The 19,615-nt window shown below is 72.9% G+C and carries 11 protein-coding genes; 6 read left to right on the top strand and 5 right to left on the bottom strand.

Going from position 1 to position 19,615, the window contains the following annotated elements; all coding sequences use genetic code 11:
• Nucleotides 1–30 precede the first annotated feature (30 nt).
• Nucleotides 31–1,239: an L-2-hydroxyglutarate oxidase gene (gene lhgO / locus ACIRF9_RS29790; RefSeq protein ID WP_403828284.1), complete on the bottom strand. Its 1,209-nt coding sequence runs from the start codon at nt 1,237–1,239 to the stop codon at nt 31–33.
• A gap of 81 nt (nt 1,240–1,320) precedes the next feature.
• Nucleotides 1,321–2,745: an MFS transporter gene (locus ACIRF9_RS29785; protein ID WP_403828282.1), complete on the bottom strand. Its 1,425-nt coding sequence runs from the start codon at nt 2,743–2,745 to the stop codon at nt 1,321–1,323.
• A gap of 706 nt (nt 2,746–3,451) precedes the next feature.
• Here ACIRF9_RS29785 and ACIRF9_RS29780 point away from each other — a divergent pair.
• Together ACIRF9_RS29780 and ACIRF9_RS29775 are read left to right on the top strand one after the other, a co-directional pair.
• A complete protein-coding gene (locus tag ACIRF9_RS29780) occupies nt 3,452–5,581 on the top strand; it encodes an asparagine synthase-related protein (protein ID WP_403828280.1) in 2,130 nt (709 codons plus the stop codon).
• A gap of 462 nt (nt 5,582–6,043) precedes the next feature.
• Nucleotides 6,044–9,463: a BTAD domain-containing putative transcriptional regulator gene (locus ACIRF9_RS29775; protein ID WP_403828278.1), complete on the top strand. Its 3,420-nt coding sequence runs from the start codon at nt 6,044–6,046 to the stop codon at nt 9,461–9,463.
• Here ACIRF9_RS29775 and ACIRF9_RS29770 read toward each other — a convergent pair.
• Together ACIRF9_RS29770 and ACIRF9_RS29765 are read right to left on the bottom strand one after the other, a co-directional pair.
• Complete coding sequence (locus tag ACIRF9_RS29770; protein ID WP_403828276.1) at nt 9,450–11,594, bottom strand: sigma-70 family RNA polymerase sigma factor; 2,145 nt, start codon at nt 11,592–11,594, stop codon at nt 9,450–9,452. The two genes, ACIRF9_RS29775 and ACIRF9_RS29770, sit on opposite strands and share 14 nt — an antisense overlap.
• Before the next feature lie 287 nt (nt 11,595–11,881).
• On the bottom strand, nt 11,882–12,676 hold the full coding sequence (locus ACIRF9_RS29765; protein ID WP_403828274.1) for a TetR/AcrR family transcriptional regulator: 795 nt from the start codon (nt 12,674–12,676) through the stop codon (nt 11,882–11,884).
• Nucleotides 12,677–13,054: 378 nt separating this feature from the next.
• Between ACIRF9_RS29765 and ACIRF9_RS29760 the strand changes: the two genes are divergently transcribed.
• The 3 genes from ACIRF9_RS29760 (at nt 13,055) to ACIRF9_RS29750 (ending at nt 17,124) form a co-directional block, all read left to right on the top strand.
• Nucleotides 13,055–14,434: an NAD(P)/FAD-dependent oxidoreductase gene (locus ACIRF9_RS29760; RefSeq protein ID WP_403828272.1), complete on the top strand. Its 1,380-nt coding sequence runs from the start codon at nt 13,055–13,057 to the stop codon at nt 14,432–14,434.
• Between the two features lie 212 nt (nt 14,435–14,646).
• Nucleotides 14,647–16,302, top strand: a complete 1,656-nt coding sequence (locus ACIRF9_RS29755; protein WP_403828270.1) for a SpoIIE family protein phosphatase — start codon at nt 14,647–14,649, stop codon at nt 16,300–16,302.
• Between the two features lie 33 nt (nt 16,303–16,335).
• Complete coding sequence (locus tag ACIRF9_RS29750; protein WP_403828268.1) at nt 16,336–17,124, top strand: class I SAM-dependent methyltransferase; 789 nt, start codon at nt 16,336–16,338, stop codon at nt 17,122–17,124.
• Between the two features lie 57 nt (nt 17,125–17,181).
• Here the strand turns inward: ACIRF9_RS29750 and ACIRF9_RS29745 are convergent, their stop codons facing one another.
• On the bottom strand, nt 17,182–18,444 hold the full coding sequence (locus ACIRF9_RS29745) for an MFS transporter (protein ID WP_403828769.1): 1,263 nt from the start codon (nt 18,442–18,444) through the stop codon (nt 17,182–17,184).
• Between the two features lie 134 nt (nt 18,445–18,578).
• On the opposite strand from ACIRF9_RS29745, the gene ACIRF9_RS29740 reads away from it, so the two are divergent.
• Nucleotides 18,579–19,127 carry a MarR family winged helix-turn-helix transcriptional regulator gene (locus ACIRF9_RS29740; RefSeq protein ID WP_403828266.1) on the top strand — a complete coding sequence of 183 codons (549 nt, stop codon included), beginning with the start codon at nt 18,579–18,581 and terminating at the stop codon, nt 19,125–19,127.
• Nucleotides 19,128–19,615 lie beyond the last annotated feature (488 nt).

Raw genomic sequence — 19,615 nt, 5'->3', positions numbered from 1 at the left:
GCCACGGGAGGCCGGTGCTGCCGGTGCCGCTCACCGGGTCCCCAGCACCTCCAGGGCCCTGCGGGCCACCTCCCGCCCGATCGGCAGCGAGGCCGTCGCCGCCGGCGAGGGCGCGTTCAGCACATGCACCGCCCGGGCGCTCTCCTGGATCAGGAAGTCGTCCACCAGGCCCCCGTCCCGCAGCACGGCCTGCGCCCGCACCCCCGCCTCCGTACGCACCAGATCCCCCTCCCGCACCGCCGGCAACAACCGCCGCACCGCCTCCGCGAACGCCCCCTTCGACACCGACCGCCGCAGCTCCCCGGCCCCGTACCGCCAGTGCCGGCGCCCCATCCGCCACACTCCGGGCCACGCCGCCGTCGCCAGCGCCTCCCGAGGCCGTACGACTCCCCATCCGTACCCCTCCCGGGCCAGCGCCGGCACGGCATTGGGACCCACGTGCACACCCCCGTCGACACCCCGGGTCAGATGCACGCCGAGGAACGGGAACGCCGGATCGGGCACCGGATACACCAGTCCCCGCACCAGCTCCGGCCGCGCCAGCTCGTAGTACTCGCCCCGGAACGGCACGATCCGCACCCCGGGCTCGTCCCCCGTCAGCCGCGCGATCTCGTCGCAGTACAGCCCCGCGCAGTTCACCAGCACCCGGCTCCGTACGACGTGGCCGCGCGCGGTGAGCACGGCCACGCCGAGGCCGGCCCGCCGGTCGATCCGCACCACCTCGGCGCCGTACCGGATCTCCGCCCCGGACGCCTCCCCGAGCTGCCGGGCGACCCCCGTGAAGTCACAGATCCCGGTCGTCCCCACATGGATCGCCGCGAGCCCCCGCACCTCCGGCTCGTACTCCGCGATCTGGGTGGGGCCCAGCTCCCGCACCGGTATTCCGTTCTCCCTGCCGCGCTGCACCAGCGCGTGCAGGCGCGGCAGCTCGTCCCGCTCCGTCGCGACGATCAGCTTTCCGGTGACGGCGTGCGGGATGCCGTACTCCGCGCAGAACTTGGTCATCTCGGCGGCACCCCGCACCGCGTACCGCGCCTTCAGCGACCCGGGCCGGTAGTAGATCCCGCTGTGGATCACCCCGCTGTTCCGCCCCGTCTGATGCCGGGCCGGCCCCGGCTCCTTCTCCAGCACGGTCACCCGGGTCCCGGGCGCGGCGCGGCCGATCGCGTACGCGGTGGACAGCCCGACGATCCCTCCACCGATCACGAGCACATCACAGTCGTACGCCACCACCGGCACCACCTCCGCCTTCGATAGTGCACTGCGCCACTGACAGTCACTTCAAACGCGCGGCAGTGCGGCTCGTCTCAGGCGAAGTTCCTACGCCGGCGCCATCAGAAGCGGCCGAGCCCGCTCCCGCAGCTCGACGACGCGCGGCTCGTCCCCGTACGGCTCCAGCCGATGCAGAAGATCCTTCACGTATTCGGTGGTCCGAGCCGAGGAGATCCGCCCGGCGACCTCCACGGCCCGCACCCCCTGCTCGCACGCCGCATCAAGATTTCCCGACTCCAGCTCGGCCACCGCGGAAACGACGAGCCGCAGCCCGTGCGACCGCACGAACTCCTCCGTCGGCTGGGAAAGCGCCTGCTCGGTGAAGCGCCGCACCTGCCGCGGTGCCTTCAGATCCCGGTAGCACTCGGCCGCGTCGGCGGCGAACCGGTCGTAGGAGTAGAACCCGAGCCACGACGGATCGTGATCCCCCTCGCGCGCCCGCTCCAGCCAGCTCTCCGCGGCCTTGAGCGCCGCTCCCGCGGCCTGCGCGTCCCCGGCGCGGGCATGCGCGCGTGCCTCGACGAGGCGGAAGAAGCTCATCGTGCGGGCCGTGGCCAGCCCCCGGTTGCGCTCCAGGGCGGCCTGCGCGAGGTCGACGCCCTCGTCGCCGAAGCCCCGGTAGGTCGCCTGCAGCGACATCGATGCCAGCACGTATCCGCCGAGCGGTACGTCCGCCGCCGCGCGCGCGAGGCGCAGCGCCTGGATGTAGTACCGCTGCGCGGCCTCCTGTTGACCGGTGTCGAAGGCCATCCACCCCGCCAGCCGGGTCAGTTCGGCGCTCGCCCCGAACAGGGCGCGCCCGACCTCGTCGGAGTACGAGGCGAGCAGCAGCGGTGCCGCCTCCACCCGCAGGCACTCCGGCACCATCGACGAACGCCAGTCGCCGCCTCCGTACTTGGAGTCCCAGCGCCTGGCGTCCTCGGCGGCCTCCCGCAGTTTCTGCACATCGCTGTGGCCGACTTTGAGCGGTGCGCCGGTCCCCTCCACGGAGTGGGGTTCACGCGCCACCGAACTGTCGGCCGGGGTTATCAGCCATCGCGAGGCAGGCGTTGCGTATGCGCTTACTGCGAATGATCCGGCCAGGGACTGCCAGATGCCCCCCGAGCCGGCCCGGCGGCCGGCGAGATCGAGGCGGTACAGCTCGGTGGCCGAGCGCACGGCCTGGCCGACGTCTCTGGGGAAGGCGAGGCCCACTTCGGGCGCGGGGTCCGCGTCCGCCAGGCCGATCTCGTGGAGCGGCACCGGGCGGCCGAGCTTCTGTCCGATGGCGGCCGCGATGAGGTGCGGCGCGGCGCCCTGCGGCACCATGCCCTTCGACACCCAGCGCGCCACGGACGTCTTGTCGTAGCGAAGAGTCAACCCGCGTTGAGCGCCAAGGTCGTTGACGCGTCGCGCGAGTCCTGCGTTGCTGATTCCCGCGAGGGCGAGAACGGCGCCGAGCTTTTCGTTCGGCCCGCGTTGCTCCCTGGACATTGCGCCACCCCTCGACACAGACGGCTGCCGCGCTGGCATAACCACGCGGCATTCGTAAACCCAGCGTAGTTCGCCGCATCCCAAGCGTTAAGGGGCATTCTGCCGGTTGGCGGGATTGTGGTCCGTACTGAAGTGCGGGCTTCGGTACGGTCCGTCGTCACGTGCTCCCGCTGTGTGGCCGTGCGCCCGGGTGTGCGCTCTTCTCCGGCCATCGGGGGAGCGGTTCCATGGGTCGTGCGTGGGTCGGCCCGCTGTACTGGATCCAGTGGGCTGGGGGACACCGCCGCCTTCATCCCCGCGGGCGGCGGAACGGTCCGGGGGGCGTACTCCGCCTCCCGGGCCGGCGCGGCTCATGACGAGCACGCGCGTGTGTACGGAGCGTGTGCGGAGCGTGCGCACGAGAGGTACAACACAGGGCGCCCGCGCCGGATTTGGCCGAAAATCGACCCTGCGATCCATGGGTGACAACGCCTCCGACCATGGAAATCGAGGGCGCGCAGGGCGTTTTCGGGGGAGCGTACCGGGGCGCATTCGTGTCGCAGACACCGGGGTGCGCGCGGTCGCCCAGGCAGGCGCCGACGCCTTCACACGGGCGCACTCTCCGGATCACAAGCGGCGCCGCCTCCCGCTGTGGCGCGTTCTTCGTGGCAGCATGGTGAACCGTTCGTACGGTGCACTCGGTTGTCCACAGCCTGTGGAGGCGTCGATGCGGTGGTTGGTGGGATGGAGCAGCACCGCCGCGGGTGCGCTGGGCGGAGCCGTCGGCTACGGCCTTCGCGACGACGGCCGTTACGACGGCGGCGAACCCTACGGCGGCCAAGTCGGCTACGACGGCGAGACCTTGCACCCCGTCGGCTCCCAACTCCTGTGGGGCGACCCCGATCCGCTGTGGGCGGTCGGCGACTGGCGCCCCGACGAGGTACGGGTGGTGAAGGCCGACACCCAGACCCGGATCGCCGTCCTCGGCACCTGCGGGGCGAGCGACGAGCAGCTGCGCGTCGGACTGTTCGCCGCGCGTGGGGGCGCACTGCGCCATCTGACGGCCTGGCCGGGCAGCTACACCGCGGTCGTCCAGGTCGGCCGGCGCATCACCGTCTGCGGCGACCTGGCGGGCGCACGGCCGGTGTTCCACACCCCCTGGGCAGGCGGAACCGCGTACGCGACGGCCGCGCTGCCGCTCGCCGACCTCATCGAGGCCAACCTCGACTTCGGCCACCTGGCGGCGCTCCTGGCCGCCCCCGACGTCCCGGCCGCCCTGCACGACTCCACGCCGTACGACGGCGTGCGGCGCGTTCCGCCGGGGCATGCGCTGATCCTGCGCGCCGGGGCGCGTGAGATCGCCGGGTACGACCCGGTCGCCTCCCTCGCCGTGGCGGCACCGCCCGCCGACCCGGACAGCGCGGTCGACGGGGTGCGCGACGCACTCGTAGACGCGGTACGCGCGCGTCTGTCCGCGCCCAGACACGTGCCCGACATCGATCCCGGTCCCGTGCCCGGAATGGGCCCTGCCGAGCGCCGTGCCGCGCGCGGGATGCCGGTCCCGGGCATCGGCGCCGACCTCTCCGGCGGCCCGGCCTCCGGCACGCTGGCCCTGCTGGCGGCCGGCCTGCCTGGCATGCCGGGTACGGTCCTGGGCCACGGCACGGGCGCGGGGGAGCGTCTGCTGGCGGTCACCTTCAACGACCTGACGACGCGCGGCCGCGAGGAGGAACTGCAGCGGGCCGGCGCCCTGGCCGCCAACCCGCGGCTGCACCACGTCGTCGTGGCCGGCGGCGAGGAGACCCTGCCGTACGCCGACCTGGACGGCCCGCTGACCGACGAACCCGGCCCCAGCCTGGTGAGCGCCGCCCGCCACCGCGCGCGCCTCGCCGCGGGCAGCGCCGACCACTTCACCGGCTACGGCGCCCGCCAGGTCCTGGACGCCCATCCGGCCCGGCTGGCGGACCTGCTGATGGACCGCAAGCGCCGCCACCTCGTCCGCCCCGTCGCGGCGCTGACGAAGGCCGACGGCTCCGTCCTGGTCCCCGCGCGCGTGTACGGAGCGGCCCGAAGACTCGCCCGTACGCCGTACCGGGCCGGCGTCGAGAACCTCGCCGACCGCCTGCTGCACCGCAGCTTCGACGACGACCCGGGAGGCGCGGTCGGAGCCTCGCTCGCCGCCCTGACCTGGGGCGGACCGGGCCCGGCGGCGCGCTGGCTGACGGGGGAGGCGTTGGCTGAAGTATCGGTTCTTCTGCAGAATTCGGCGCATCGCGCCGGGGTCGGTCCCGGCCAGCGCCCGGGCGACTACCGCGCGCGTGCCGCCCTCACCCGCCACGCCGCCGACCTGCGCATCCTCGAACAGGCCGCCGAGATCCGCTCCCAGCGGCTGCACGCCCCCTTCCTCGACAACCAGGTCGTACGCGCCTGCCGCGCGCTTCCCGAGACCCTGCGCGTACAGCCTGGCGCGCGTGCCGCGATCCTCCGCACCGTCCTCAAGGGCACCGGCATCACCGACCTCCCGCCCGGCTGGGGCGCCCCCACCCACGGCACCACCACGGCAGCGGCCCGCGCCGGCCTCCGCATGGCCACCGACCCCCTCCTCACCCTCTTCGACGCCCCCCTGCTCGCGGAGGCGGGCCTGATCGAGGCGCGAGTCGTCCGCAAGGCGGTCCGCGCCGCCGCCTCCGGCGAACCCCTCCCCCTCCCCGGCCTGGCCGACCTCATCTCCCTCGAACTCTGGCTCCGCCGCCTCCTCTCCCGCCGAGGCACCTGCTGGACCGGCACCCCGGCCCGCGCCCGCGCGGTACCGGCGGGGATCGCTCCCCAGAGACGAGCGGTGTCCTCCGGAGGCTGAGCGGTCGGCCGAGGGGAGTTGAAGCAGTCATTCGACTGCGGGCCGTCGTGGGCTGATCGCGCAGTTCCCCGCCCCCCTGGGGAGTGGCAGTCACGCTGCCCCATTGCTCACCGCAGCTGCGGCAGGTCGTGCGGCTGAGATAGCTCCGTAGCTGCGGGCAGCCGTTCCGCCGGGCCGTCGCCCCCCAGCTGCGGGCAGCCCGTTTCGCTGGGCCGTCGTCTTCCGTAGCTGCGGGCAGTCGTTCTGCCGGGCCGTCGCCCCCCAGCTGCGGGCAGTCGTGCCGCTGGGGCGGCACGGGTGGGCGCAGCGGCACCCCGCAAGCGCGGGCGAGCGGAACCCACCCCCGCCCAGCCCCCACCCCGGGCAACTTGAAGCGGACGGTCATCAGCAAACCTCCCGGCTCAACACTCCCGCACCACAAACCCCGTGCCCCCGCCCCACCCCCCCGGCGACAATGGCCCCGTGCGGTTCAAAATCCTGGGCGTCACCCAGACCGAGGACGACCAGGGCACCCCCATACCCGTCCCCGGCCCCCGCCTCCGCGCCCTCCTCACCGCCCTGGCCCTCCGCCCAGGCCTCCCCACACCCCCCGAAACCCTCATCGACGAGGTCTGGCCCGACACCCCGCCCCAGGACGCCCCCGCCGCCCTCCAGGCCCTCATCGGCCGCCTCCGCCGCACCCTCGGCAAGGACACCATCACCTCCACCCCGGGCGGCTACACCCTCACCGCGACCCGGGACGACGTGGACCTCCACGTGTTCGAACGCCTCGTACGCCAGGCCACCACAGCCCTGCAGCAGGGCGCCGACGCCGAAACCGCCGCCCGTACCCTGGACGAAGCCCTCGCCCTCTGGCGCGGCCCCGCCCTCGCCGACCTCCCCGACCGCACCCCCGCCGCCCGCCCCGAGGCCCTGCACCTCGATGCCACCCGCGCCCGCGCCGAGGCCGACCTCCTCCTCGGCCGCGCCCGCGAAGCCGTCCCGCGCCTCAGAGAACTCACCGCCGCCCACCCGTACGACGAACCGCTGCACGCCCTCCTCATCCGCGCCCTGCGCGACACGGGCCGCGACGCCGACGCCCTCGCCGCGTACGAGACCGCCCGCCGCACCCTCGCCGACGCCCTCGGCACCGACCCGGGCCCCGAACTCCGCGCCCTCCACGCCGAACTCCTCAGCCGCCCCGAGAAGCGGTCCGAGAAGCGGTCCGAGAGCCACTCCGCAGCCCCCTTCACCCCACCCCGGCCCCCCGACCGAAACGGCAACATCCGTCCGCGTCTTACCTCTTTCGTGGGCCGGGAACCCGAGCTCGACGCCATCCGTTCCGAAGTGCACAGGGCCCGCCTCGTCACCCTCACCGGACCGGGCGGCTCCGGAAAGACCCGTCTCGCCGAGGAAGCCGCCGCCGGGCTCCCGCAGGCGTGGCTGGTCGAGCTGGCCCCGCTCGACCGGCCGGAGGCGGTACCGGGCGCGGTCGTCAGTGCCCTCGGTCTGCGCGAGACCGTGCTGATGGGCAGCGATCTGGCGACCCCGCAGGACGACCCGGTCGCCCTGCTCGTCGAGTACTGCGCCCCGCGCAGCCAACTCCTGATCCTTGACAACTGCGAGCATGTCATTGGTGCGGCCGCCGCCCTCGCCGAGACCCTCCTCACCCGCTGCCCGGGGCTCACGATCCTCGCCACCAGCCGTGAACCCCTGGGCGTCCCCGGCGAGTCGGTCCGCCCGGTCGAGCCCCTCCTCCCCGAGCAGGCGCACCGCCTCTTCAGGGAGCGTGCCGCCGCCGTACGCCCCACCGCGGCCGCCACCCTGCGAGGCCGGGACGAGGAGGCGGTCGCGGAGATCTGCCGACGGCTCGACGGCCTGCCCCTGGCCATCGAGCTGGCCGCCGCCCGGCTCCGGCTGCTCACCCCCCGGCAGATCGCCGACCGCCTCGACGACCGCTTCCGCCTCCTCACCTCCGGCAGCCGCACGGCCCTGCCCCGCCAGCAGACCCTGCGCGCCGTGGTCGACTGGTCCTGGGAGCTGCTCGACGCACCGGAGCGGACCGTGCTGCGCGAGCTGTCCGTCTTCGCGGGCGGCTGGGACCTGGAGGCCGCCGAGGCCGTGTGCACCGGCCCGGTCGCGGACGTCGTCGGCGCGCTCGTCGACAAGTCCCTGGTGGTGGCGGCCCCGTGCGAGCAGGACGGCGGCGACGGCATGCGCTACCGCATGCTGGAGACGATCCACGAGTACGCCGTCGAGCGCGCCGCCGAGGACCCGCACGCGCGCGAGGCGGCCGAGCGCCGGCACCGCGCGTGGGTGCGCGCGCTCGTGGAGAAGGCCGACCCCCTGCTCCGCTCCGCCGAGCAACTCCCGTGGATCTCCCGTCTGGAGACCGAGCTGGACAACATCCGGGTGGCGATCCAGCGCGCGATCACCACGGCCGACGAGGAGGAGGCCGCCGCGCTCTGCCTCGCCATGAGCTGGTTCTGGTGGCTGCGCAACTACCGGCACGAGGGCGCCGCCTGGGCCGACCGCACCCTGCGCCTGGGCGCTGTCCTGGACTCGCTCCCCGCCCTGCCGGCGGACCCCTCGCCCGCCCCCGCCCAGGTGCCCACGCTCATCTGCCGCTCCGTGCCCGTCCCGGCCGACCTGGCCGAGCGCATGGCGGCCCTGGACCCCGTCGACGCCGCCCTCGCCGAGCCGACCGTCGAGGAAGCACGGGAGGGCGGGCATCCGAGGTACAGGCAGCGGACGAACCTGCGGATGCTGCACCTGTTCCTGCTCTCGGAGTCCGAGCCCAGAGACGTGGAGGGCGACCCCCGCTACCAGGCCTACCTCCTCGGCATCCAGGCCCGCTTCGAGCCCGGCGGCCCGGAAGCGGCCCGGATGCCTGGGATGCTCTGGCCGCTGACGGCGTTCCAGATGCGGGACACGGTCGACGTCCGCCGCGTCCTGGACATGGCCGTCGCCAACTGCCGTGCGTACGGCGGCGACTGGGAGCTGGGCTGCATGCTGATGTTCCGTACGCACATGGCCGTCGACTCCCCCGGCGGGCTGGCCGGAGTGGACGACGACCTGGCCGAGCTGCGCGCGATCAGCCGGCGGGTCGGCGACCGCTGGATGCGGGCCCAGGTGTGCAGTGCGGTCGCCGAGGCGGAGATGGCCCGCGGCCGTTTCGCGTCGGCCGAGCGGGAGTACCGGGAGGCGCTGCGACTCGCCTACGAGGTCGGTGCGTATGCCGAGACGGCGTTCCTCATGGCCCGGCTCGCGGAGATCGGCTACCGCGTGGGTGACCTCGATGGCGCGGTGAAGGCGCTGGACGAGGCGAGCGCGCTTGCCGACCGCTACGGAACGGCGGACGCCCGGGCGTTCGTCGTACTGCTGCACGCCCACATCGCGCTCCACGACGGCGATGTCGCCCGCGCGCGCGAACTCTGCGACGCGACCCTCATGGAAACCCGGCGGGGCACCCCGCCCCCGCAGTTCATGGCGGCGCTGAACATGCTCCACGCGGACGTCACAGCAGCGGAGTCCGGCTCCGAGCACGCCCTGCCGATGTACGCCGACACGCTGCACCGGGCGTTGGCCGACCAGTGCACCGGGGCGATCACCTCGACAGTCGTGGACGGTGCGGCGGAACTGCTGTCCCGGCTCGGGGACTTCCCACGCACGGTGAGGCTGCTGGCGGCCGCCGACACCCTGCGCGGCCCCCACGCCCGCCCCGCCCCGCAACACGCGCGTGCCGAACAAGCCGAGAACGCGGCCCGTGCGGCGCTGGGCGTGGCACGCCACCGGGCCGAGCGCGCCCACGGCACTGCCCTCACGGCGGACGACGTCCTACGGGAACTCGCCGACGCCGTCCGGGCCCATCCGGCGTCCACCACCCTGCCTACGAGCAGGTGAACTTCGACTCGGCCCAGTCCGCCAGGGCCACCCCGTCGACGTGGCTGTGCGGCTCGACCACCAGCCGGACGGTTTCGCGGCCGCCCAGGTCCACATGGACCGGCACGGCGGGGTCGCCGCCCTTGACCGCCCCCGACGTCCACAGCCGGACCCCGTCGGCGTAGAGGGCGAAGGACACCTTGCCGAGCTTCAGCGTCAGGTCGTCGACGCCGACCAGCGCGTCGTAGGAGGTGCAGGCGCGGTTGAGGTCGACGGTGACGGAGGACCTGCCGTGCACGGTCACCCCGCGCGCGTACTGCCGGTCGGCGATGGACAGCCCGTAGCGCTGCCACACCCAACTGCTCGCGCCCAACCGGATCTCGGGGCCCGTGCCGTCTCCGTTGACGTCGAACGGCAGCTCGCTCAGCGGATAGACGACCGGGGCGGGCGGGGGAGTGGGCGAAGGCGTGGACGTCGGAGTGGGAGGAGGCGTCGGGCCCGGTGCCGGTGGGAGCGGCTGGGTGGGCGTGGGGGTCGGCGTCGGGGCGGACGTACGCCGTTGGGCCGGGGTGGGGGTGGGTGTCGGGGTCGGCGCCGCCGCCGGGACGATCGCCGGCGGGTCCGCCTCGGGCGACTGCGTCGTACGAGTCGGCGTGGGTGTCGGATCCTGCGGCCGGACCACGGGCGCGGAGGCCGGAGGCGCGGCCACGGGCTGCTTCGCGGAACTTTCGTCGCCGACGAGGGCGAGGGCCACCGCGGCGGCCGCCACCGCCACCACACCGGCAGCGATCCCGGCCTTCACCGGCGCCCCCAGCCCCTCCGAGACCACCGCACCCCCACCCGCCCCTGCCCCACCGGAGGAGCCACCACCGACCGCCCCACCCACACCCGCCGAGCCGGTGGAGCCACCACCCACCGCGCCCGCGGCACCCGCCCCACTGGAGGAGGCGTCACTCGCCGCCGCACCTGCGCCCGCCGCCCCGGTGGAGCCGCCGCCGGCCGCCCCACCCGCCATGCCTGCACCCGCCACGCCCGCACCAGTGCCCGCGGCACCCGCGCCTGCACCCGCCACGCCCGCACCCGCGCCCGCCACCCCCGCACCCGCAGCCACACCCGCCGCACCGGAGGAGCCACCGCCCATCACAGCAGCCGCGCCCGCCGCGCCCGCTCCAGCCCCGCTCGCGATGAGCCCCAGCGCCTTCGCGTACCCGGCGGCGCCGAACCAGCCGATGACCGCGACCGGCACCACGGCGGGGATGCTGCCGGCGACCTCCTCGATCTGGAGGGCGGCCAGCCGACACCTGGCGCACTCCTCCAGGTGTTTGCGCAGCCCGCGTTCGGCGCGGGTGCGCAGTCGGCGGCGGGCGTAGGTGCCGAGCTGGTCGGCGTAGTGGGCGCACTCCTCGTCGCTGGTGAGAGTGGCGCTGACATGGGCCTGGAGATAGGCCTGCTTGAGGCCCTCGCGGGCACGGCTGGCGAGGACGCGCGTGCCGTTGGCGTCGAGGCCGAAGAGCATGGCGACCTCGCTCGGCGACTCGTCCTCGACCTCGGTGTGCCACAGCACGGCCTGCCAGCGCTCGGGCAGCGAGCGGAAGGCCTGCATGGCCATGGACTGCTCGGCCTCGTGCAGGGCGCGCACATCGGCGCCCACGTCGAGGCCGGCCCCGAACGAGCCCATGGCCGCCGTGTCGTCCCGCTCCTCCGACGAGCGGGAGGCCTGCGCGGCGAACACCGCGAAGTCGTCGACGAGCTGCTCCCGCTTCGACGACCGCGTCCAGCCCGCGGCGACCCGCCGGACGGAGGTGAGGAGGTAGGCGCGGACGGCGTACTCGGGTCCCGAGCCGCCGCGTACCGCCTGGAGCATGCGGGCGAAGACCTCGGCGGTGAGGTCGTCGGCGGTGTGGGCGTCCCGGCAGCAGGTGCGCGCGTACCGGCGCACGGCGTCGGCATGGCGCCGATACAGCTCCTCGTACGCCGTGTCGTCGCCCGCGCGCATCCGGCCGATCAGGTCGGCGTCGGCGGCCGGCAGATCCCGGGGCGGCGGCAGGCCACCCTCGTCGGGCCGCTCCCGCTGGGCGGGCACGCCGCTCTCCGGTGAGCGCGTGCGCCTGCCCTGGCTCGGCACCTGCTCGTCCCGCCCGTCAACGCTCATCGCGGAAAGCCCCCGCCACCTGCCCACCCGGTCCCGACAACGGGTCAGAGTGCCATATTGGCTTTTGTTCAGTACCTGACGGGACAGCCTGTCCACTCGTCCGTGGGGACCTGTCGCGATCCAGTACTAACTTTCACCCGTACGGGGAAGGTTCAACTGTCCTGCTGTGGGCAGCAGTTGGGCCGCCCGAACGAAATGCCCCACATGTCCGGGCAGCGCTGACCGGGGTGCGGACGCCGACGCATCCCCACCCCGACCACCCCTTCGAGTGACCCGCGACCAGCCGCTCAGGAGGACGGGCGCGAGCGCAGTCCCTCCAGCAGGATGTCCAGCAGCCGCGCCGACGCCGCCGCCTGCTGGGCCGGGTCCGGCAGCGAGGGCGCCGCCGTCGCGATCACCAGCAGCACATCCGACACCGACACATCCGCCCGCAGTTCGCCCGCCGCCCGCGCCCGCTCCACGAGCCGGCCCACGACCTCGAGCAGCGCCGCGGCCCCGCTGTCGTCGCCCACGGAGGCGTCGGAGGCGCCAGAGGCACCCGTCGCCGCACCGTCCTCGGCGACCAGCCGCAGCTCACCGCCGCCCGGCTGGGTCCGCTGCTGCGGCACCCGCGCCTCGTCGGCCGCCGGGCCCTCGGAGCCGTCCTCGGCGAAGGCCCCGACCCGCAGCACCTGCGGCGGCAGCAGCCGCCCGGCACCCGAAGCCACCGAGGTCCGCAGGAAGCGCGACAGCGCCGACCACGGTTCGTCCTCCTGGCCGAGCGCCGCCCGCGCCTGATCGGTCAGCCGGGACGTCTCCTCCTCGGCTATCCGCCGGACCAGGACGTCCTTGCTCGGGAACCGCCGGTACACGGTCCCCACACCCACCCGCGCGCGCCGCGCCACGTCCTCCATCGGCGCGCCGTACCCCAGCTCGCCGAACACCTCGCGCGCCGCCCGCAGGACGTGCTCCAGATTGCGCTGTGCGTCCACGCGCAGCGGAGTGGTCCGCGGGCCGTCCCCGCGTCCGTTGCCCACCGCGCTCACACCGCCACCGTGCGCAAGCGCGGAAGCGGACGACCAATGCGTGTCCTGAATGTGCATGAATGATCCCCCGGTAATGACGTCTCCCCCCGGAGACTCTCCCCGCCATCGAATTCCGGGGCGCGTGGAACCGGGGACCGACTCCCGGACCCGCCCGTCGCGGACCATGGAGCGCGCTTCCCCCTGACACCCCGTCGACACGAACATAGTTGAGAGGCAGTCAATTCAGAAGGGGCAGGTTCCGCACGGAGCGCCCCCCGATCGGAGTACGGGTCGTATACGTCCCGATTACGCCACTTCCCGCACCCCGGCGCACACCCGCTGACCTGCGCACCTGCCCCATACGCCAGTCTTTCGGCCAACCACGTGCCCGCATGGCTCGCGGTCACACAAATTGTCGGGGCTGTGGACAAACTCCGGCGCCGGGTGCGTCATGGGATGGTGAAGGAACGTGCGCGCATTCTCGTTGTCGGCGGCGGCTACGTCGGGATGTACACGGCACTGCGGCTCCAGCGGAAGCTGAAACAGGAACTCGGCCGGGGCGAGGCCGAGATCACGGTCGTCACGCCCGACCCGTACATGACCTACCAGCCGTTCCTCCCCGAGGCCGCCGCCGGCGCGGTCTCCCCCCGGCACGTCGTCGTCCCCCTGCGCCGCGTCCTGCCGCACTGCCGGGTCGTCGTCGGCGAGGTCACCGCCATCGACCACGCCAAACGCACCGCCACCCTCACCACCCTCGCCACCGAGGAAGAGGGCACCGGCCCCCAGCAGCTCACGTACGACGAGCTCGTCCTCGCACCCGGCTCCGTCTCCCGCACGCTTCCCGTCCCCGGCCTCGCGGACTACGCCATCGGCTTCAAGACCGTCGAGGAGGCCATCGGCCTGCGCAACCACGTCATCGAACAGATGGACATCGCCTCCTCCACCCGCGACCCCGCCATCCGCGACGCCGCCCTCACCTTCGTCTTCGTCGGCGGCGGGTACGCGGGCGTGGAGGCACTCGGCGAACTCGAGGACATGGCCCGCTACACCACGCGCTACTACCACAACGTCAAGCCCGAGGACATGAAGTGGATCCTCGTCGAGGCCTCCGACCGGATCCTGCCGGAGGTCGGCGAGGAGATGGGCCGCTACACCGTCAGCGAACTGCGCCGCCGCAACATCGACGTACGCCTGAACACCCGCCTGGAGTCCTGCGCGGACCGCATCGCCGTCCTCAGCGACGGCGCCCGCTTCCCGACCCGTACGGTCGTGTGGACCGCCGGCGTCAAACCCCACCCCGTGCTCGCCGCCACCGACCTCCCCCTCACTGAACGAGGTCGGCTGAAATGCACCCCCGAGCTCAGGATCGACGGCGTCACGCACGCGTGGGCGGCCGGAGACGCGGCGGCCGTCCCCGACGTGACCGCCGCCGAAGCAGGCAGGGAGACCGCCCCCAACGCCCAGAACGCCGTCCGCCAGGCCAGGCTCCTCGGCGACAACATCGTGCGCTCGCTGCGCGGCGAACCCCTCGAGACCTACTCCCACAAGTACGTCGGCTCCGTCGCCTCCCTCGGCCTGCACAAGGGCGTCGCCCACATCTACGGACGCAAGCTCAAGGGCTACCCCGCCTGGTTCATGCACCGCGCCTACCACCTCAGCCGCGTGCCCACCTTCAACCGCAAGGCGCGCGTGCTCGCCGAATGGACCCTGGCCGGGCTCTTCAAACGGGAGATCGTCTCCCTGGGATCCCTCGAACATCCCCGCGCGGAGTTCGAACTCGCTGCCGGTGGAAAGCCTTCTGACGAGGCTTCCGACGACCCGAAGGGGTCGTCCTGACCGGATCCAGGAACTCCCCCGACCGCCCCCACGTCTGACGAATGTCGGCCGGGACCGCGGCCACACTGCCAGACTGCTTGCTGCTCACAGAGGCTGTTCCCAAGTGCTCCACTCCCCGGGTGCTGCAACAATGTGCGGCCACCGCCGCGCGGCCCCCGGAGCCCAGGCCGGGCCCGGAGCCGGCCGACGACGACTACACGAGGCAAGGATTCGTGAACTTCACGCGCTGGAGCGCCCGGCTCCCCGGAACTCAGCGCCGCGCCGCCGCGCGGGCCGAGCACACGGTCACCATCACGGACCGGCGGAGCGAGGGCTCCGTACCCGCGGCCCGCGCCGAACAACTGACCGACGATCCGCCCCCCGTGCCGGCCGTCGACGAACTCCCGGTCCGTGAGGTCCTCGACCGCGTCCCGGCCCTCGTCGCCCTCGTCCACGGCATCGACCACCGCCTCGCCTACGTCAACGACGCCTACACGGCGGCCTTCGGCCCACGCCCCTGCGGCGAACCGGCCGCCGAGGCCCTCCCGGAACTCCGCGACCTCGGCCTCATGCCCCTCCTCGACCAGGCCCAGCGCAGCGGCAAGCCCCGCACCCTGAAGTCCCGCAAGGCCCCCGACGGCCGCCACTACACCTTCACCTGCACCCCGGTCGCCGAAGACACCGGCGAAGGCGCGGGCAGCGCCGTTCTCATCTTCGCCACCGACGTCACCGACCATGCCGAGGCCGCCGAGCGCCTGCGCGCCAGCGAGCGCCGCCAGCGCGAGACCGCCGTCACCCTCCAGCGCTCCCTCCTCCCCCAGGAGCTCGAACAACCGGACGACCTGCGGATCGCCGCCACCTACCAGCCCGGCGGCACCGAAGCAGCCGTCGGCGGCGACTGGTACGACGTCATCACCCTCGGCGGCGGCCGTACCGCCCTCGTCATCGGCGACGTCATGGGCCGCGGCGTCCGCGCCGCCGCCGTCATGGGCCAGCTCCGCACCGCCGTACGCGCCTACGCCCGCCTCGACCTCCCCCCGCACGAGGTCCTCAACCTCCTCGACGGCCTCGCCACCGAGATCGACGCCAACCAGATCGCCACGTGCGTGTACGCCGTCCACGACCCGAACGAGGGACGGCTGGTGTACGCCTCGGCCGGCCACCTCCCCATCCTGGTCCGCGACGACCAGGGCCACGTCCAGCGCGCCGACGAACCCACCGGCCCGCCCCTCGGCACCGGCGGCTGGATGCACGCCTCCGGCTCCATCCCTCTCGGCCCCGGCTCCACCGCCGTCCTCTACACGGACGGCCTGGTCGAGCGGCGCGACGAGGACCTCGACGAAGGCATCGCCTCCCTCGAACGTGCCCTGGCCGGCGCCACCGGCACCCCCCAGGTCGTCTGCGACCGTCTGGTCCGCTCGGCCGGCGTCACCGCCGACCACGACGACGACGTGGCCGTCCTGGTCCTCCAGCACCCCGCCCGCACCGGCGCCGACAGCGAACTCTTCCGCAACGCCGCACTGGAACTCCTCGGCGGCGTCGAAGCGGCCCCACGCGCGCGTGCCTTCGCCTCCGGCGTCCTCACCAGCTGGCGCTTCCCGCCCGACCTGCACGACCTCGGCGTCCTCGCCACCAGCGAACTCGTCGCCAACTCCCTCCAGCACGGCATCCCGCCCATGCGGCTGCGCCTGCGCCGCACCGACCGCCGACTGATCATCGAGGTCACCGACGGCGACGACCACCTCCCGCGCCGCCGCCGCGCCGAACCGGGCGACGAGTCCGGCCGGGGCATCGCGATCGTCGCCACGATCGCCTCCAACTGGGGCAGCCGACGCACCCCCGGTGGCGGAAAGGCGGTGTGGTGCGAGTTCGTCCTGCCGAGCACCTAGGCGAACCCGTCCCCCGGTGCTAATTGCTTCCCAATGGCAGACGCAACGGGCTTTCACCTCAAGGGAAGCGCCCCCGAGCGCTACGAACACTACGTCGCGCCCCTCATGGCGCCCTTCGTCACCGCACTCGTGGACGCCGCGGACCTCTACCCCGGCGCCACCGTCCTCGACCTCGCCTGCGGCACCGGCTTCGCGGCCCGTGCCGCAGCCCCGCAGGTCGGTCCTGCCGGACGGGTCTTCGGCGTCGACATCGACGAGGACCGGCTGGAAGTCGCGCGGGCCCGCCACCCCCGCCTGTACCCGGACATCGAGTTCACCGCGGCACCCGCCGACGACATCCCCCACCGCGACCAGGCCTTCGACGTGGTCCTGTGCCAGCAGGGCGCCCAGTTCTTCCCCGACCTCGACGCGGCCCTGCGCGAAGCCGCCCGCGTCACCCGCCCCCAGGGCCGCTTCGCGGCCACCGTCTGGACCCGTATGGACGAGTCCCCGTACTGCGTCGCGCAGCACCACGCCCTGCGCAAGCACGGCGGCCCGGACGCGGCGGCCACCTACCGGACGGCCTTCTCCTGCACCGCCGAACGCCTGACCGACTCCCTGCGCCGGGCGGGCTACGGCACCACGACCCACCGCGACATCACCTTCGACATCGAGCTCTTCCCGCTGGAGGAGCTGGTCCCCGCCCATCTCTCCGCCCTCTCCCCGAGCCGGGCGATGACCGAGCAGACCCTCATCGAAGCCGCCCACACCATCCGCGCCCACCTCCCCGAGGGCACGAGCACCTTCCCCTTCACCGCGACCCTGGTGACAGCGATCCGCTGATCACACAAAAAGGCGGCCGTCGTCCTCAGAACGACGGCCGCCCTCGGCTTCCGGCCCTCACGCCTCCGCGGCCACGGGCTCCACCACGGCCCCACCCTTGGCCACCACCCGATTCCGCACCAGCCACGGCTGATCCTGTACGGCGGTCAGCTGCCGCCCCAGCCGTACGGCGAGGTAGGTGATCCCCAGCGAGAACAGCAGGAACGTCACGATGTACGGCGCGTGCAGCGAGGCCCCCATCGGCCCGCCCACCGCGGGACCGACGGCCAGCGCGAGCTGCTTCACCAGGGCGAAAGCCGAGTTGTACTGCCCGGCCATCCCACTCGGCGCCAGATCGGCGACCAGCGGCGCGACCGTCGGCGACAGCATCGCCTCACCCAGCCCGAACAGCGCGTACGTCGACACGAACGCCGCCGTCGCCATCTCCTGGCTGCCGTGCCCGAGCCCCGCGTACCCGGCGACGACCCACGCCACGGCCCAGATCAGTCCCACGGCCGCGATCACCCGCGACCGCTTCTGCCGCTCGACGAACTTCAGCACCGCGAACTGGGCGACGACGATCATGGCGGTGTTGGCGGCCAGCGCGGTCCCCAGCGCGGAGGTCGAGATGCCGGCGGCTTCTACTCCGTACGCACTCAGCCCCGACTCGAACTGGCCGTAGCAGGCGAAGAACAGCACGAAGCCCAGAACGGACAGCTGCACCATGGCCCGATTGCGGAGCAGCTGCCGCCAGCTGCCCTTGGCGGACTGCCGGGGCGCGTCCCCGACCCGAGGCGCGGACGGCACCCGCACCGTCGCCATGATCACGACCAGCAGCAGGAACATCGCCGCCTCGATCGCGAACAGAAGGGTGAAGGAGGACACGCGCGTGGTGTCGACGAGATGCCCGCCGATGAGCCCGCCGACGCCCAGCCCGAGGTTCTGCAGGAAGAACTGCATGGCGAACGCCCGCGACCGCGTCTCCGTCGTCGAGCAGTCCACGATCATCGTCGCCAGCGCCGGCTGCATCACCGCCTGCCCGGCCCCGAGCGCGGCAGCCGAGGCCAGCACGGTGCTGGCGCTGCCGGCCAGCCCCAGGCTCAGCGCGCCGAGAGCTGCGGTGACCAGGGCGGCGAGCAGGACCGGCAGTGGACCGCGCCGCACGATCGCCCGTCCGGCGAACGGCAGCACGATCAGCGCGGCCACGGCGAAGACGGCGAGCACGAGTCCCGCCGTCATGGCACCAAGACCCCGCACCTGCGCCACATAGACGTACAGGTAGGGGACGGTGAAACCGAGCCCGAACGCGCTGAGTGCGTTGCCCACGTGGATCCGGCGCATCGCTGCGCCCTTCGCCCTGGTCACGTTCACCTCTCTCACTAGTTAGATGTGAAGACTTCAAAGCTAAACTTCGAAGCTAAAGAGTATATTCCGAAGGACTTCAAGGCAAAGTCGCCGCATGCGATACTGCGGACATGGCCGAGCCCCCCGGCGCCACTGAGCCGACCCTCGAAGAGCAGATCGCCGCCTATCAGCGCGAGTTCAGGGGCCTCGACCCCCAGGTCGAGAAGATCGTCTCGGCCCTCTCCCGCCTCAACCGCCGCATGAACGTCGCCTACGGCCGCCAGACCGCCGAGCTGGGCATCAGCAGCGCCGAGTGGGAGGTCCTCAAGGCCCTCGTCCTCTCCGGCGCTCCCTACCGCCTGGGCCCCAGCGATCTGGCCAAGCGCCTCGGCCTGACGCCGGCCGCGATGACCCACCGGATCGACCGCATGGTCACCGAAGGACTGGTGACCCGGGAACGGGACGAGTCCAACCGCGTGCGCGTCATCGTGGAGCTGACGCCGGAGGGGAGGGAGAAGTGGCTGGAGGCGATGCGCCTGGCCACGGTCTTCGAGGAGGACCTGCTCCAGGACCTCTCCCCGGGGGAGCGCACAACCCTCGGCGAGGTCCTGACCAGGCTCCTGCGCCGGGTGGAGCACGCCCAGCCGGACGCCGGCGGCCGGCTCAGCGACCTGGACTGAGGCCGCCGGGAGCACCCTCGAAAAGATCTTGACAAGGGGTGCTTGACACTGCCCTGTGCGGTGGGTAGAGTTCTTCGGGTTGTCGGGGAGCCGGAACGGTTCTTCGATGACACTCCCGCCGCTCAAGCGGCACTCAAACCATCAGCACGATCTCCCGACGGGGTTGAATTTCGGCGTGCCCGAATTCAATTCGAATCGGGCCCGGCAGCTCGATTAGGAACTGCCGAGCGGATCCGCTAAGGTTTGAGACGTCGGAACGGCCCGAGAGCCGCGAAGACAACCCCCTCTGACTGGGAATCAGACGCCGAAAGGATCTGATAGAGTCGGAAACGCCGGAAAGGGAAACGCGAGAGCGGGAACCTGGAAAGCACCGAGGAAATCGGATCGAGAAAAGATCTGATAGAGTCGGAAACGCAAGACCGAAGGGAAGCGCCCGGAGGAAAGCCTGAGAGAGTCTCTCGGGTGAGTACAAAGGAAGCGTCCGTTCC

This window comes from Streptomyces sp. NPDC096132, from assembly GCF_044763345.1.
Classification (GTDB): Bacteria; Actinomycetota; Actinomycetes; order Streptomycetales; family Streptomycetaceae; genus Streptomyces.
This window is presented reverse-complemented; position numbering and strand designations above follow the sequence as displayed.